The following is a 14,963-nucleotide window of genomic DNA, read 5'->3' as shown; positions in this document are numbered from 1 at the left end:
CCTCCGTTTCGGAATTGTATCAATGCCGCCTGCAGGTGGGGCGGATCGAAACAGGACAGAACGCCTTTTTCCGCCGTCCGGCTCCCAACCGGCGGCGGCATGGTTTTGCAAAATCAGCCGATGGCGGCCGGTTTTACGGTGCGAAGACGGGGCGGCGGGATCACCGCCGCCCCGTCGTTTCAGCCGTTGGCCTGTCTGGCCGGAGGGCACAGGTGCAGGCGGGCAAATTCATCGGCAGGGCAGGGGCGACCGAAATAATAGCCCTGTCCCTTGTGGCATTGGCGCTGCTGCAGGAAGCGCATGGTGTCTTCGTCCTCGATACCTTCGGCGATCACCTCAAGCCCCAGCCCCGCCGCGATGCCGATCAGGCCTTCGACCACCACCTGATCGCGCGGTGAGGCCTGACCCAGCCGGGTAAAGCCCTTGTCGATCTTGATCGCACTGATCGGATAGGAGCTGAGCAGGTTGAGCGATGCAAAGCCGGTGCCGAAATCGTCGAAGGACAGCCGCACCCCGCTGGCGCGGATCGCGCGTAATTGATCCAGAATGTCGCTCTGGTCATTGAGGATGATATTCTCGGTGATCTCCAGTTCGAGCGCATCGGCGGGCAGGGCGTGGCGCTGCAGCGCGGCGGCCACCACGGCGGGCAGATCGCCTTGCTTGAACTGGGCCGCAGAGAGGTTGACGCTGATCCCGAAGCCGGGATGCTGTCGGCGCCAGCGGGCCGCTTGCGCACAGGCCGTGTCAAGCACCCAGTTGCCGACTTCGCCCGCCAACGACCCGGCCTCAAGCGCTTCGAGAAAGGCGCCCGGAGGCAGCAGGCCGCGCACCGGATGATACCAGCGGATCAGCGCTTCGGCGCTGGTGACGCGCACATCGTTCAGATCGACCTGCGGCTGATAGAACAGCGCGAATTGCCCGTCGAGCAGGGCATGGCGCAGCTCCATCTGGAATTGCCGCCGGCTGACGGCCTGAGCCCGCATCTGGGGCATGAAAAGGCAGACATGGCCGCGCCCCAGCCCATAGGCCTGATGCAGGGCCAGTTCGGCATCGCCCACCAGTTCTTCGGAGGTGGCGTCGCGCTGGGCGGAGGCGCCTTCGGGATCCGGGGTGAAGGCCATGCCGCAATAGCTGCCGATCAGGATTTCCTGTCCGGCAAGCACAAAAGGTTCGGCCAGGGCGGCGTTGATCCTGCGGGCCGATTGGCCCAGGGCAATCGGGTCGCGCGTGTCCAGCACGGTGGCGAATTTGTTGCCGGTCTTGCGCGCGACCAGCGCGGCCTCGGGCACACAGGCGCGGATCCGCTCACCCACCTGACGCAGCACCTGATCGCCCAGCGCATGGCCCAGCGTGTTGTTGACATCGCCCATGCCCGACAGATCAGTGATGATCAGGGACAGGTTTTTTCCCTGCGCCAGCGACTCGTCGATATGGCGAAAAAGCAGGCTGCGGTCGGGCAGGCCGGTGACGTTGTCGTAATGCACCATACGGTTGAGCGCGGTGCGATCGGTAGAGGCCTGGGAAAGGTCGCGCACGATGATGCCAAAGGCGATCTGGCTGCCTTCGCGCCAGTGCGACCAGTGCAGTTCGACGGGAAACTGGCTGCCGTCCTTGCGCCTGGCGATCAGCATGGTGGTGTCGGCCTCGGGCATATCGCCCTGCAAGGCCCGACGCATGCCCGCACGGGTCACGCGGCGGTGCTCTTCGGTCAGCAGGTGATCGAAGGGTGCGCCGATCATGTCTTCCTGCGACCAGCCGAACATCAGGGCGGCCTCCGGGTTGCAGGCGGTCAGAAAGCCTTCCTGATCGCAGCTTAATACGGCGCTGGGCGCGGTGACACGGCTGGAGGGCAGCAGCAGGCCCGACCCGTCGCTGGCGCTGGTGGCGATCCGGCGCAATTCAAGGCGGTCCGAGACCATTTCGGCCAGTTGCAGCAGCCTTTCGCGATCCTGCGCGTCAAAGGCGTCCGCCGCGCGCGGTTTGGGGTCGAGCAGGCACAGCGCGCCCAGCGCATGGCCCGAAGGCGAACGCAGCGCGATCCCCGCGTAAAAGCGCAGCAGGCCCGCCTTGACCAGCGGATTGTCATGAAAACGCTCGTCCTTGGCGGCATCAGGCACCAGCATAATGCCATCCTGATTGATGGCATGGCCGCAAAAGCTGGTTTCGCGGGCCAGACGGGTGGGGCAGATGCCGAAACTGGCGGCATGGGTCACATTGTTGCGCCCAACCATGTTCACCCCGGAACCGGCGCAATTGAACAGCCGTGCGGCCATATCAACGATGGGTTGCAGGCTTTGCATGCCTTCGGCCGGATCCACATGATATTCGGCCAGCGCCAGCAGGCGCTCGTTTTCGTCCATCGCAACCGTTGGTGGTCGCATCACCCAACTCCTCGTCTCATCCTGCGCGCCGTTCCTTCTGGGGAGGGGCTTTCGATCTTATACGATATACCACGTATATGCCCGTATCGCCATATATGCATTCGATTGCATATGCAATTGTTAAGTGTTGTTAAGTATTTAGAAGTCGATCCTTTAAGCCGGAAAAGCCCCGTTTTTCGCCCCGATTGAGGTGCGGGGCGGGGACGCTGCCGGTATGTGGTTTGAAAGCCTTGGCTTTTCATTTTTGCGACGCGGCATCATGTCATCCACCATCGCCGGGCGTCGCGCCAATCGGCCAAAGCCTCTTCAGCATCCCGCAATAGCTTTTTGCGATTCCTGCCAGCCCCGGACAGCATATGTTCGAGTTCTGCCGCGATTTGCGCACTCGAAATTGGGTCCGACTCGGGACCCAGCAGGGCGGCGGCCTTCGACGCGACCGTCAGATCATGCAGCTTGCCCAACCTGTCCTGCACAAGTTCGAGGCGGGCGGAGAAGTTCTTGCCGCCCGAGCAGGGCCATAGGGAACGGAAAAAGGCGCAGGCATAGCGCAATTCCTTGGCATGGATGCGCAGGCGGTGGGTGTCGCGCTTGCTCATCGTGTCGAGTCGCTGATCGGCCGACAGCAACCGGCGGCGGCTGCGCGAGAGGATCTGGGCCGCAAAGGGGCGCAGCGGCCCGTCGCCCGTCGGATCCTGTGCATGGCCGACCTCGATTGCATGCGCCGCTTCAAAGAGCAGGCGCTGGAAGGCGGTTGACGCCAGCATGTCGCCCGCCTGCTGCGTGGCCTGGGCCAGCGCGCGTTCGATGGCGCCCAGCACGGAGCGCGATCCGGCATCATCGGCGGCATCTTTGAGCCGCAGATGCAGGACATGCAGATCGCGCGCGCGGCCCAGTATGCGGCCCGCCGCCTTGATGCCCGCATTCAGGCGCGGCCTTTGCCTTTCCGGCAGGCATAGGCTGAAAATCTCGAAGGCAATCCGCATCCTGCGTATGGCGATACGGCATTGGTGGACCGCTTCGGGATGGCCGGTGGCGATCACCAGCGGATAATTGGCCAGCAATTGATACAGGCAATTCCAGCCTATTGCGCGAAACCCTGCGGCCACATTCATCGCCTTGGACAGGACGGGGGCCTGCGCGGCCCTTTCCATATGATCGGCCGCGGCGCGGCGCCACGCGCATCGCTTCGATTTGCTGACCACCGACCATTGCAGATCGGGGCGAAGCGGCAGGTCGAGCGCGAGCAGCAACAGATCGCGCAGGCGTCCTTCGATAAGCTCCAGTTCGAGTTCGCACAGCGTTTCGACCTGATCCCCGGCGCGCAGCGTGCCGGTGTCGAAATCGGCCTCCAGCACCGAGTCGCCCGCCACGACCGAGCGTCGCAGCCGCTTGATCTGGCTGATCGAGGTGGGGGCGATGGCCTCCAGCCCCAGAATGTGATTCAGCCGCGCGCGGATCGGATCGGGAAAGCGTTCAATCTGCGGCAATTTTCCGGAGAGCGGCGTGGTCCATTCCTCGCGATGCACCGTGCCGCAGGGCAGGGACATCGCCTTGGCCGTCTGCTCGCTTTTGCATGATCCGGAGCGGATGCGCAGGCTGATGCCCGCCTGTTCCAGCAAGCGATCCTTGCTGTCGAAATAGGTGCTGGTGAAATGCGCGTTGCGCTCTTTTCCCGCGAGGCGAGGGTGGCTTTGCAGTTCCGCCAGCATGGCAGGCGTCGCGCATAGTTTGATCTCGATCTCGACGGGGACGTTTTTCATCGGTGGTTTCGCAATCTCGGGAACGGGGCAGCCGTCTCGTAGTGTCGCGCCTGCACATGCCTTTCAAATAACAGCCGATTTATCCTTAAGGACCCGTCTGACGACGGGGCCCGGTCGGGGGGCGGCTTCGGGGGAGGAAAGCCGTTGGCGGTCGAACGGTAGCAGGCAATCCGCATGGCGGCGGGGGTGGGGGCGATACGAATTACCTGCCGCACACAATGTGCCCGGCCCCATCACGCGCAGCGATCCGCAAACATACGAGGGGCGCAAAGGCAGGCCGAGGGGTGGCATCAACGGCGGAAATTTTTGTCGCACTGTCCCACTTTGACCACAGGCCTGCGAGCGTGCAGTAGAGTTAATATCCGCCAGACGGATAGACCCGGTGACTTGAATTAAGGGGTAGGGTGTCGGGCGCAAAGATGAAAAATGGATAAAAAATAAGATTCTGTTTGCCATTAACTTGATGGCATCGCGCAAAGGTTGCCTAAAGGCGCGCCCTATAACGCGCCTCAAAGGATAGGCTCCATGATGACTCTGGACCTTGATGGTTAATGCTACTATTGGTTGAACCTAGCATTAATACGGATAGCCACACGCCCCTCCGCGTTTCACCGGTTACATCCGCATTCGGACGATCCGCGCTTGAGGAGGCCACGATCGTTCGGCTGGGGCGGCGTCTTTGAAAATGAAGGTGGAGATTGCTCGAAAAGCCCGGACGAACGGGCCTCGAAGAAATAGCGGGGGGGCAGCGGATGGTTTTGGGAAACCTTGAGATTGCGAGACCTACGTGGGCGTTGTTTCTGGAACATGTTCCCGCCGCCGTGGCAATGTTCGACCGCGACATGTGCTATATCGCCTGCAGCCAGCGCTGGCTGGCCGATTATGACCTCGAAGGACAGTCGGTCATAGGGCGTTCCTGTTACGCGGTTTTCCCCGAAATCGACGAGCAATGGCGCGAGATCCATCGCCGTGCGCTGGCCGGTGAAACGCTGCATTGCGATCTGGAGCGTTTCAGGCGCAGCGACGGCTCGAGCGATTGGATCCAGTGGGAGATCGTCCCTTGGCGGCTGCCCGAGGGCGGGATCGGCGGCGTGATGCTCTTTACACAAAAGCTGACGGGCATTGTGCAGAAGGATGAGCGCGCGTGCGCCGTCAAGCGGCAGCTCGATCTGCTGATCGACAATGTGCAGGATTATGCGATCTACATGCTCGACCCGGAAGGGCGGGTGTCGATGTGGAATGACGGGGCGCGGCGCCTGTTTGGCTGGCATGAGGAGGAAATGCTCGGCCGCCATTACGAGCGCCTGTTCGACGCGCTCGACAATGCCGCCGGGCGGCCGCGCCTCCAACTGGCCAAGGCCGCGCGCGATGGTTCGTTTCGGGATCGCTCGCTGCAATTGCGCAAGGATGGCAGCCACTTTCTGGCCGACGCCACGCTCAGCCGCATCCGCGATGAACATGGCGTGCTGATCGGTTTTGGTCGGGTGGTGCATGACATCACCGATGAGGACGAATGGCGGCGGATGATCGCGGCCAATGAAACGCAGATGCGCCTGATCCTGGAAACCATTCCCGATGCGATGGTGGTGATTGACGAGACGGGCGCGATCCAGTCCTTCAGCGCTGCGGCCGAGAAACTGTTCGGCTACAGCGTGCCCGAGGTGCTGGGCCATGATGTCGGCCTGTTGATGGTGGAGGCCGATGCAATGCGCCATGGCGATGAAATGGCCTGTTACGGCGCGTCGGGCCATGGGAATGTGGTGGGCCATTCGCGCCGGGTCATCGGGCGGCGCAAGGATGGCTCGACCCTGCCGCTCGAACTGGCCGTGGGCGAGGCCCGGCTGGGCGACCGGCGGGTGTTCACCGGCTTCATGCGCGATCTGACAAGGCGCGAGCGGGCCGATGCGCAACTGCGTGAATTGCAGAATGAGTTGGCGCGGCTCTCGCGCATCTGGGCGGTGGGCACGATGGCGACGGCGCTGGCCCATGATCTCAACCAGCCGCTGGCCGCGATCACCAATTATGTTCAGGCCTGCGCCCAGATGGCGAAACAGGGCGACAGCGAATCCGCAGACGCGATGTGCGATGCTCTGGCCGCGGCCGGACAGGAGGCGCTGCGTGCGGGCGCCATCGTCCAGCGGCTGCGCGAATTCATTGCGCGGGGCGAACTGGCGCTGAGCCGCGAACAGCCCGATCTGCTGGCCAGACAGTCCTGCGCGTTGGTCATGCCCGGCAGCGCGCAGCCCAATGTCGTCTGTCGGGTGGTCATGCCCGATGATGTCAATCCGGTGCTGATCGACCGGGTTCAGATCCAGCAGGTGCTGGTCAACCTGCTGCGCAATGCGATCGAGGCGGTGGGGGCCAATGGCACCATCACCATCACCGCCACCGAGCAGTGGGACATGATGCGAATTTCCGTGATCGACAACGGCCCCGGCATTGCCCCCGACATTGCCAGCGCCCTGTTCGATCCATTCTCCACGACCAAATCGACGGGCATGGGGCTTGGCCTGTCGATTTGCCGCGCGATTGTCGAAGCCCATGGCGGCATCCTCTGGCACGAGACCGTGCCGGAAGGGGGAACCGCGTTTCATTTCACAGTTCCGATGGTGATACGGGGTCCGGAGGAGTTCAACAATGACTGAGAGGCAGATCGTTCATGTTGTAGATGATGAAGATTCCATGCGGCGATCGCTTGATTTTCTCTTGCGCAACGCCGGTTATGCCGTCGAGCGCTGGCCCGATGGCGAGAGTTTTCTCAAGGGCGTATCGCGTGAGGCGCGCGGCTGCGTTCTGCTCGACATTCGCATGGTCGGGATCGACGGGCTGGAGGTTCAGGCGCGCATGGCCCGCGAGGGGCTGGATTTCCCGGTCATCATGCTGACCGGCCATGGCGATGTGCCCTTGTCGGTGCGGGCGATGAAGGCCGGGGCGGTCGACTTTCTGGAAAAGCCGTGCGACCGCGAAAAGCTGCTTCAGGCGATCCGCACCGGCTTCAGCTATATGCATGATTGCGAAACACGGGCGGAACAGCAGCTTTTGGCCAAAACACGGATTGCCGGCCTGACCGATCGCGAGCGGCAGGTGCTGGACGGTCTTGCCTGCGGCTATCCGAACAAGACCATCGCCTTTGATCTGGGCATCAGCGTCAGGACGGTCGAGGTTTACCGCGCCAATCTCATGAGCAAGCTGGACCTGACCAATTTCGCCGATACGCTGCGGATTGCCTTTGCCGCGGGTCTGGGGTCGGATGATGTCTGGCAAAGGACTTATCGCATCGCCACAAAACGGGGGCTTGGCCCGGTTCGGGCGGCGGCTTCCGAGGTCTTTCATGACCGCTGAACGCGGTCTTGACAGGCTTTTTCCCGCTTTACGCAAGCCCCCTATTGGGAATGTTACGAATGGCGCCCGGAGTCCCGGCGTTGTCAACAGGTTGGGCAGGCCGGTCTCGGGCGTGAATCACCGCTCGGGGCGGGCTGAGAACAAGAACGGGTCTGCACGGATAATTGTCATGATGTATTTTAGCGGCATGGCACGCCGATGAACCACATGAGTGATCCGATTGCCTTGGGCGATGACAAGATCATGCGCCACAGGCTGATGGAAGAGGCCATCGAGCATATCGACGAGGCCCTGATGGTGTTCGATGTGCATGGCGTGGCGGTGGACTGCAATTCGGCCTGCGCCCAATTCAATCGCTTTCCCAACAAGGCGGAATGGAAACTTGCGCTGAAGGAAGGGTGGGGGCCGATCGAGCGCGTCGCGCTGAGCGAGGGTATGCCCGATGACAGCTATGAACTGGTGAAAAGGGCGCTGGCGGGGGAAACCACGCGCGGCGCCGATTATCGGATGCGTCGCCTCGATACGGGCGAGCAATGGCTGGGCCGCTATACGATCGGGCCGGTGCGCGATGGCGATGGGGCAATCATAGGCGCCTTTGCCGTCGGGCGCGACGTGACGGCGGAACATGCGCTGATCGACCGGCTGACGGTTAACATGCGTTATCACACCTCGATCCTGGAAAGCGTGCCCTTTGCCACGACGCTGGTCGATGATGACTGGATCGTCACGGCGGTCAGCCGCAAGACCGAGGTGCTGTTTGGATGGGATGCGCAGGATCTGATCGGGCAATCGGGTCTGCTCCTGCTGACCGAACTGTCGCGGGTGCTGGTCAGGCAGCGCTACGGCCATCTGCGCGGCACAGCCTTTGAAGGCACGATCGAGGTCGGCGCGCTGGAATTTCTGCGCAAGGATGGATCGACCTTCACCGGGCGCACCCGCTTTTCACGGCTCTATTACGATGGCGGGGCCATCTACACGATCTATGTCGAGGACATCACGGAGCATCTGGCCGCGCAGGCGACGATGGAGCGATTACAGGCGCAGGTTACGCATCTTTCGCGCGTCAATGCCATGGAAACCATGGCCAGCACGCTGGCGCATGAATTGAACCAGCCCCTCGCCGCGATCCTGCTCAACAGCCAGACGGCACGGGCGCTGTTGCCCGGAGAAACGCGCGAGGATGTGATCGCCTCGCTTGACGAGGTGGCCCATCTGGCCGCGCGGGCGGGCGATATCATCCGCAAGATGCGCTCCTTCATCCGCCATGGCGAGATCGAGAAAGTGCCCGCCCGCCTTGATGCCATCGTGCAGGAGGCGCTGGCGCTGGCCGAGCCCCATGCCAGGGAGCATGAGGTGCTGGTCGGCGCGGCGCCTTATGAGGGCGAGGCGCGCGTGCTGGTCGATCCGATCCAGATCGCGCAGGTTCTGGTCAATCTGATCAGCAATGCGGTCCATGCCGTATCGGGCCGCAGTTCGGCCTATGTCGATGTCTTTATCAAGGACCATGATGACCATTTCCTGCGCGCGGTGGTCATGGACAATGGTCCGGCGCCGCATGTCGATGGCCGTCATGCGCTGGCAGGTTTCGGCAGCAGGCCGAGCGCGCCGGATCAGGGATTGGGCCTGTCGATCTGTCGGACCATCATTGAATCGCATGGAGGACAGGTCTGGCTCGATCATGTGCCCTCGGGCGGCTGTCTGGCCTGTTTCACCCTGCCCAAGATGAAGGCCTGAACGCGCCGGAACGGAGATTGCCAAATGGCATCCTTTGGCCTATATGGGGCCATATGGAGATTTGCCATGCTGGCTTTGCAACCCGTTGATACCGCCGTTCCCGCCTTTCGCCCCGATCCGATCACGCAGGATGAAGCCGCGGCCATGTTCAGGGCGGCCCTCAACCTGTTCGGCAAATGGGAACTGACCGACGAACAGGCGGCCACCCTGCTCGACATGCCGGTCCGGTCCTATCGGCGTTGGAAGGCGGAAGGGGCCGGGCGCTTTTCGCGCGACGGGCGGGCCCGCCTTTCCAACCTGATGGGTATCCACAAGGCGCTTCGGATCATCTTTCTGGAAAGCGCGCGCGGCTATGCCTGGATCAGGGCAGCCAACGCGGCCTTTGGCGGGGCCAGCGCGCTTGAGGTGATGCTGGGAGGGGAACTGACCGACATCATGCGTGTGCGCCGCTACCTTGATGCCGAGCGTGGCGGCTGGTGATCCAGACGGATGGCATGCCGGTTTCGCGGGTGGAGTGGGCGGGGGCCGTCCGGATTATCCGCAGCGCCTTTCCGCCGATCGATCTGTTCGAGGATATTGCGGATCCGGCCGACTGGCCGCTCCTCATTTCGGCCGAGCAGAAGACCAACCCGCGCATCATGGCGACAATCGGCAATCTGGATCTTGTCCCTGTCGAGCGCCGGATCGGCGGGCATGGCGCCTCTTTCCTGATGGCGCCTTTCACCCATATCAGCCCGGATCGCCCCAGCCGCTTTGCCGATGGCCGCTATGGGGTGCTGTATGTGGCGGACCGTTTCGAGACCGCGCTGTTCGAGACGATCCATCATCACGCCCGCTTTATGGCGCGAACCGGCGAAAAGCCCGGCTGGACATCGCAGTTCCGCGAGATCACCTTGACCGTCGCGGCCGATCTGCATGATCTGAGATCGCAAGCGCACGCCTATTGGGCGGTTCTGGACCCGGACAGCTATGCGGCATCCCAGGCCTTGGCGGCGGGCCTCAGGGCGGCAGGATCGGACGGCATCGCCTATCCCAGCATCCGTCATGCCGGCGGGCAATGCGTTGCCCTGTTCTATCCGGACGGCGCCTCGGACCCCGTGCAGGGGCGGCATCTTGACTATCATTGGGATGGCAGCCGCGTCGATCTTGTTCGCGATGCCGGATCGGGGGCGGTCTTTCGCATCGTGGATCTGCCTGTACAACGGGGGCCTTGAAAGCAGGACCCTATCCATCGCGGGCAATCACGCTGATCCTGCCGCCGCGCTCGAATGTGACCAGTTTTGCCTGCTCCACATGCTCCAGTCCGCCCAGCCGCAGGGCTTCATCGAGATCCTCCTTGCTGACATTATGCCGCCGCAGGGCCGCCGGGATAACAGCGCCATTGCGGACCAGAATCTGGGGGCGCCCTTTCAGGAAAAGCCCAAGAGTCGAGGACCGCACCGTGGCCAGCGCCAGCAGCCGGTGCAGCAGAGCGATCAGCGCAGTGGCGCAGAGCGATGGCACGACGGGCACCTTGCCGATCATCACCCGGCTGATGTTTGATCCGATGACGATGGCGACAAAGACATCCAGAGGGGTGAGGCCGGAAAAACTCCGTCGCCCGGTAATGCGCATGCACAGGATGCCGAAGAAAAACAGCACGGCGGCCCGCGCGCAGGCCTGCGAAACAGTCAGGTTTCCATCGTCAGGACCGATCAGCGCAGGCAGCCAGTCCATTCACCTCTCCCAAGCGCGCGGGCAGAGAGCGGGGACGATGGTCATCCCGCCTGCCTTTCCCAGCGCAACGTCAAACGGCCGTTGGCGGCAAGGCGATAGTTGATGCGATCATCGGTCATGGCCGCTGGTCCGATGCGCTCTCCCTCCTCCGTTTCCAGACTTATCTGCGGCATCGGCTCACGCGCATGGCGGATCAGGGCGAGATGCGCCTCGGCATCGCCATGGCTGGACGGGGCAAAGCTGATCTGCCCATCCGATCCGCCCGCCCCGTTCGATCCGCACGCATAGTGCTGCAGGAACTGGTCGCAGAACAGGTGGAAGGGGGCGCCTTCAACGCGATGAAACATGCGGCTGGCAAAGATGAAAGCGGCCCCTGCGCCATAGATTTCCTGCCCCACCTGTCCGGCGGGCTGGCCATCGACATAGAGATCCTCCAGCGGAAAGGAGAGCGAAGGATCAATATGCCCGTTGCGGCTGGATGTGGCCAGCAGACCCGGCGGCAAGGCATCGGGATAATAGAACCACGCCCGGTCCAGCGCATAGCGGCAATATTCGCCCATCAGCAGGCGCGCGGCCGGATCCAGTTCCTCGCCGCTCTCGCGCAGGCAATGTTCAAAGGCGGTGAAACTGTCGAAACACTCATAGACCGCCATATAGGGCGCATCCTGAAGGCAGGTGACGCCCAGGAACACATTATGCGCGCTGGCCCGGTCGATCTCGGATTCCCACAGGACGCTGTTGTGAAAAAAGCTGGCCAGAAAGACATGGGCCTGATCGCCATAGCAATCCAGCCCGGTCATCCGCCACAGCCGCAAACAGGCCGCCGCGCCCCATGCGGTCAGATTGGCCTGATAATTGATGTTGAAGCGCAGATCCGCGCAGGCATCGAGCGCGGCCTTGGCTTCGGCCAGAAAGCGGTCCTCCTCGGTCAGCTCGAAAGCCTGCAGCATCACCCAGGCGTAAAGGCCGCCCACATCGGTTTGCCCGCGCCCATCGGCAGGGGCATTGCGCAGGATCACGGCAAAATTGGTGATGTTGAATTGCACCGGCCAGCAATAATCGAAATGATGCGCCGCCTTGATGGCAAAGTCGATGGAGCGCAGGAACAGGTCCCGCGCCCGTTCATCGCCGCCCAGCGCAAGCCGGGCAAGGTTCATCAGCGGATGATAGAGATACCAGCTGTCGACCGCATCGGCATCCTTGTCCGCCCCCACATCGGGCAGATAGCGCCGCAGCGCTCCCAGTTTGGTGTCGAAAAACTGCTCCAGCCCTGCGGTGAAGTCATCCTCGATGGCCGCAGGACGTCCGCGCCATTTTGTGTAATCGCGCATCGCGGCCAGCAGCGAGAGTTGCACCATGCTGTCGGGATATTCCACGGCGGTGTAGGGATGGGCATAGAGATGATCGTAGTGGCGTATCAGGGCCTTGGGCGAGCTTTCCAGATCGGCCAGCGTCTTTTCCGCGCGCCATATCCAGTCATGGCATTGCGGCGCCGGGGCTTGCAGCCAGGGATAAGCCGCGCCCAGCATCCGGATGAATTGCCGGGCCGACTGGTGATGTTCGCCCGGTATGTCATCGTGAAAGACCAGGATCGCATCGCTGATCGTGATCTCCTGATCGGCGGGCAGGGGCGATGAGGGCGGTGTCCCGCTCTGCGCGGGCGTGGGCAACAGATAGCCCAGTTCGGGCCACAGGCCGCCCACGGCCCCATCGGGTTTGGTCTGCGTGGCGTCGAAATAGGCGTTAAGCGCGGTCAGGTTCTGAAGATAGAGCACATTGCCGAAGGGCGGCTCGTCGATATGGAAATAGACGAGACCGGCGTTGAGTCCGCGCTGCGCCGCCTCGACATTGCCCCGCGCGCCGAGAGGATCACCCTGGGCATCCAGCGGCACCAGATCGCGCGGCATGAAGGGGATGAGCAGCGGCTCGGCGGCCCGCAGCGACACCGTGACGCGCAGCCGGTGCGGATCGCCGCCGTCGGTATGCAGCGTGATCCTGTGTCGGCCCAGCGCGCTTTTCACATCAATCCGGTGGTCGGCGCCCTCGCTGTGCAGCTTGCGGCAGCGGACCTTTGCGCCGGGGGCATAGACCATACGTATGGCCAGGCCGCCCGCGCCCTCTCGCCGCGCCACGCCCCAGACGCCATTGTCATCCGCGAGGATCTCCATATCCAGATCGCCCAGTTGCAGGCTTCCGCATGAAGACAGGGCCGCGCCCCGCAGGTTTTCGCGCAGGCCGATGATATAGGGGCTGCTCGCCATATCCTGCTGCATCACTGATCCCCTTGCTTGCTGCCTATGGCGGGAAAAGCAGGGGCGAAGGAAGGTTCCGCGCCTCCTAACGCAGGTTAGGAGGCCGGGAGCCGTCGGATACGCGCATATCGGTCCTGCGTTGCCCGCCTTCAGGCCGAGGGGGAATGGCAGGCCCGCTCGACCGCGCGGGCCGTATCGCGCAGGGCCTTGAGGATGCGCGGATCAGCGCCCCCGGGGCCATGGCGCGAGAGCGAGATCGCGGCCACCACCGATCCGTCCGCCTGATGCACGGGCACGGCCATGCAGGAAAGATCCGCCACGATCTCGCCGCGATCTAGCGCATAGCCCTGATTGGCAACACAGGCCAATTCGCGCGCCAGATCGGCCGGATCGGTGATCGTGTTCGGCGTCAACGCCACAAATGGTCCGCCCGCCAGATAGGCCTCACGCTCGCGGACCGGCAGATGGGCAAGCAGCACCTTGCCCATGCCCGAGCAATAGGCTTCAAGCTGCATCTCGACCCGCGTGAACAAGTCGCCCGCATTCTCGCCGGTTTTGACGCGATAAGTCACCATATCGTTCTCCAGCGTACCCATCTGGGCCACGCCGCCAAAGCGGACCGCCAGACGATGGAGCAGCGGCGCGGCGGCATGGGCCATCATCTGGCGGTCATCGACCTTGGCCAGCATCGCCCGCAGGCGCGGCCCGGCGCGATGCCTGCCCCCGCCCATCGGGGCCAGAAAACCTTCGGCCACCAGCGTCGCGATCTGGCGATGGGCCGTGGCCGTAGGCATGGCCTGCGCGCGGGCCAGCGCGGAGACCGTGGAAAGGCCGCCATCGGCAATCACGGCCTCCAGCATGGCCAGCGCGCGGCTGGTGGCGGAAAGGGTTGGCGTTCCATTTCTCATATGGTGAGAAGATAGCTCCGACCCGCTCTGGTGCCAAGACCTCATGCGGCCTATCTGCGAAAACACGGTCTGGAAGAGGACGATATGAGCGACAATCATCAAGCTGCGGCGCGCCTGTTGCGCGAAGCCTACAGCGGCGGAGCGGTGCCTCCGCTGCGCGATTATCTCGAACCGGTGGACATTGCCGGGGCCTATGCGGTTCAGGAGATCAACACGCGTTTCTGGCAGGAGCAGGGCCGCCGCATCGTGGGGCGCAAGGCCGGATTGACGGCCAGGGCGGTGCAAAAGCAACTGGGCGTGGACCAGCCCGATTTCGGCGCGCTGTTCGACGATATGCAGGTGGCCGATGGCGGCTTCCTCGATCCGGCGCGTTGCCTTCAGCCCAAAGCCGAGGCGGAAATCGCCTTCGTGCTGGGGGCCGATCTGCTCTCGCCCGAGGCCACGGCCGATGATGTGGCCGCCGCCGTATCGGGCGTCCATGCCGCGATCGAGATCGTCGATTCCCGCATTGCCGATTGGAAGATCACCTTTTCCGATACGGTGGCCGACAATGGCTCCTCGGCCTTCTTCGTACTGGCCGGCGAGGGGCGGGGGCTGGAAGGCACCGACCTTTATACCGCGGGCATGGTGATGGAAGTGAACGGCGCCATCGCCTCGGTGGGCGTGGGTGCGGCGGCGCTGGGTCATCCGCTGAACGCGGCGGCATGGCTGGCGCGGACGCTGGCGGCGCGGGGCGCCCCCTTGCGTGCGGGCGACATCGTGCTGGCGGGCGCGCTGGGGCCGATGGTGGCGCTTAACCCCGGCGATCATGTCGTGGCCCGTGTGGGCGGCATCGGCGCCTGCAGCTTTACCTATTCAAAGGAATAGAAC

General features: G+C 63.2%; 11 protein-coding genes. 6 read left to right on the top strand and 5 right to left on the bottom strand.

What is annotated here, in order from left to right:
- Positions 1-179 precede the first annotated feature (179 nt).
- Together FHW92_RS04515 and FHW92_RS04510 are read right to left on the bottom strand one after the other, a co-directional pair.
- On the bottom strand, positions 180-2,381 hold the full coding sequence (locus FHW92_RS04515) for an EAL domain-containing protein (protein WP_168601982.1): 2,202 nt from the start codon (positions 2,379-2,381) through the stop codon (positions 180-182).
- Between the two features lie 257 nt (positions 2,382-2,638).
- Positions 2,639-4,141, bottom strand: coding sequence for a CHAD domain-containing protein (locus FHW92_RS04510; RefSeq protein WP_168601981.1), 1,503 nt, complete (start codon positions 4,139-4,141; stop codon positions 2,639-2,641).
- A gap of 794 nt (positions 4,142-4,935) precedes the next feature.
- Between FHW92_RS04510 and FHW92_RS04505 the strand changes: the two genes are divergently transcribed.
- The 5 genes from FHW92_RS04505 (at position 4,936) to FHW92_RS04485 (ending at position 10,431) form a co-directional block, all read left to right on the top strand.
- Positions 4,936-6,786 carry a PAS domain S-box protein gene (locus tag FHW92_RS04505; RefSeq protein ID WP_168601980.1) on the top strand — a complete coding sequence of 617 codons (1,851 nt, stop codon included), beginning with the start codon at positions 4,936-4,938 and terminating at the stop codon, positions 6,784-6,786.
- A complete protein-coding gene (locus FHW92_RS04500) occupies positions 6,779-7,483 on the top strand; it encodes a response regulator (RefSeq protein WP_168601979.1) in 705 nt (234 codons plus the stop codon). The genes FHW92_RS04505 and FHW92_RS04500 overlap by 8 nt, the downstream gene beginning before the upstream one ends.
- Before the next feature lie 207 nt (positions 7,484-7,690).
- The gene (locus FHW92_RS04495) at positions 7,691-9,217 is read left to right on the top strand and encodes a PAS domain S-box protein (protein WP_168601978.1); all 1,527 of its coding nucleotides are present in this window, start codon (positions 7,691-7,693) and stop codon (positions 9,215-9,217) included.
- Between the two features lie 66 nt (positions 9,218-9,283).
- On the top strand, positions 9,284-9,697 hold the full coding sequence (locus tag FHW92_RS04490; RefSeq protein ID WP_168601977.1) for an MbcA/ParS/Xre antitoxin family protein: 414 nt from the start codon (positions 9,284-9,286) through the stop codon (positions 9,695-9,697).
- Positions 9,698-9,711: 14 nt separating this feature from the next.
- The gene (locus FHW92_RS04485) at positions 9,712-10,431 is read left to right on the top strand and encodes an RES family NAD+ phosphorylase (RefSeq protein WP_168602144.1); all 720 of its coding nucleotides are present in this window, start codon (positions 9,712-9,714) and stop codon (positions 10,429-10,431) included.
- A gap of 10 nt (positions 10,432-10,441) precedes the next feature.
- Here FHW92_RS04485 and FHW92_RS04480 read toward each other — a convergent pair whose 3' ends face one another.
- The 3 genes from FHW92_RS04480 to FHW92_RS04470 all read right to left on the bottom strand — a co-directional run bounded on the left by FHW92_RS04480 (position 10,442) and on the right by FHW92_RS04470 (position 14,093).
- On the bottom strand, positions 10,442-10,933 hold the full coding sequence (locus FHW92_RS04480) for a YetF domain-containing protein (protein WP_168601976.1): 492 nt from the start codon (positions 10,931-10,933) through the stop codon (positions 10,442-10,444).
- 41 nt (positions 10,934-10,974) lie between these two features.
- Positions 10,975-13,206: a hypothetical protein gene (locus FHW92_RS04475; protein WP_246869896.1), complete on the bottom strand. Its 2,232-nt coding sequence runs from the start codon at positions 13,204-13,206 to the stop codon at positions 10,975-10,977.
- Between the two features lie 128 nt (positions 13,207-13,334).
- Positions 13,335-14,093, bottom strand: a complete 759-nt coding sequence (locus tag FHW92_RS04470) for an IclR family transcriptional regulator (protein WP_168601975.1) — start codon at positions 14,091-14,093, stop codon at positions 13,335-13,337.
- Between the two features lie 84 nt (positions 14,094-14,177).
- Here FHW92_RS04470 and FHW92_RS04465 point away from each other — a divergent pair, with 84 nt between their 5' ends.
- A complete protein-coding gene (locus tag FHW92_RS04465) occupies positions 14,178-14,960 on the top strand; it encodes a fumarylacetoacetate hydrolase family protein (protein ID WP_168601974.1) in 783 nt (260 codons plus the stop codon).
- Positions 14,961-14,963 lie beyond the last annotated feature (3 nt).

The organism is Novosphingobium sp. SG707 (assembly GCF_012275515.1).
Lineage (GTDB): Bacteria > Pseudomonadota > Alphaproteobacteria > Sphingomonadales > Sphingomonadaceae > Novosphingobium.
This window is presented reverse-complemented; position numbering and strand designations above follow the sequence as displayed.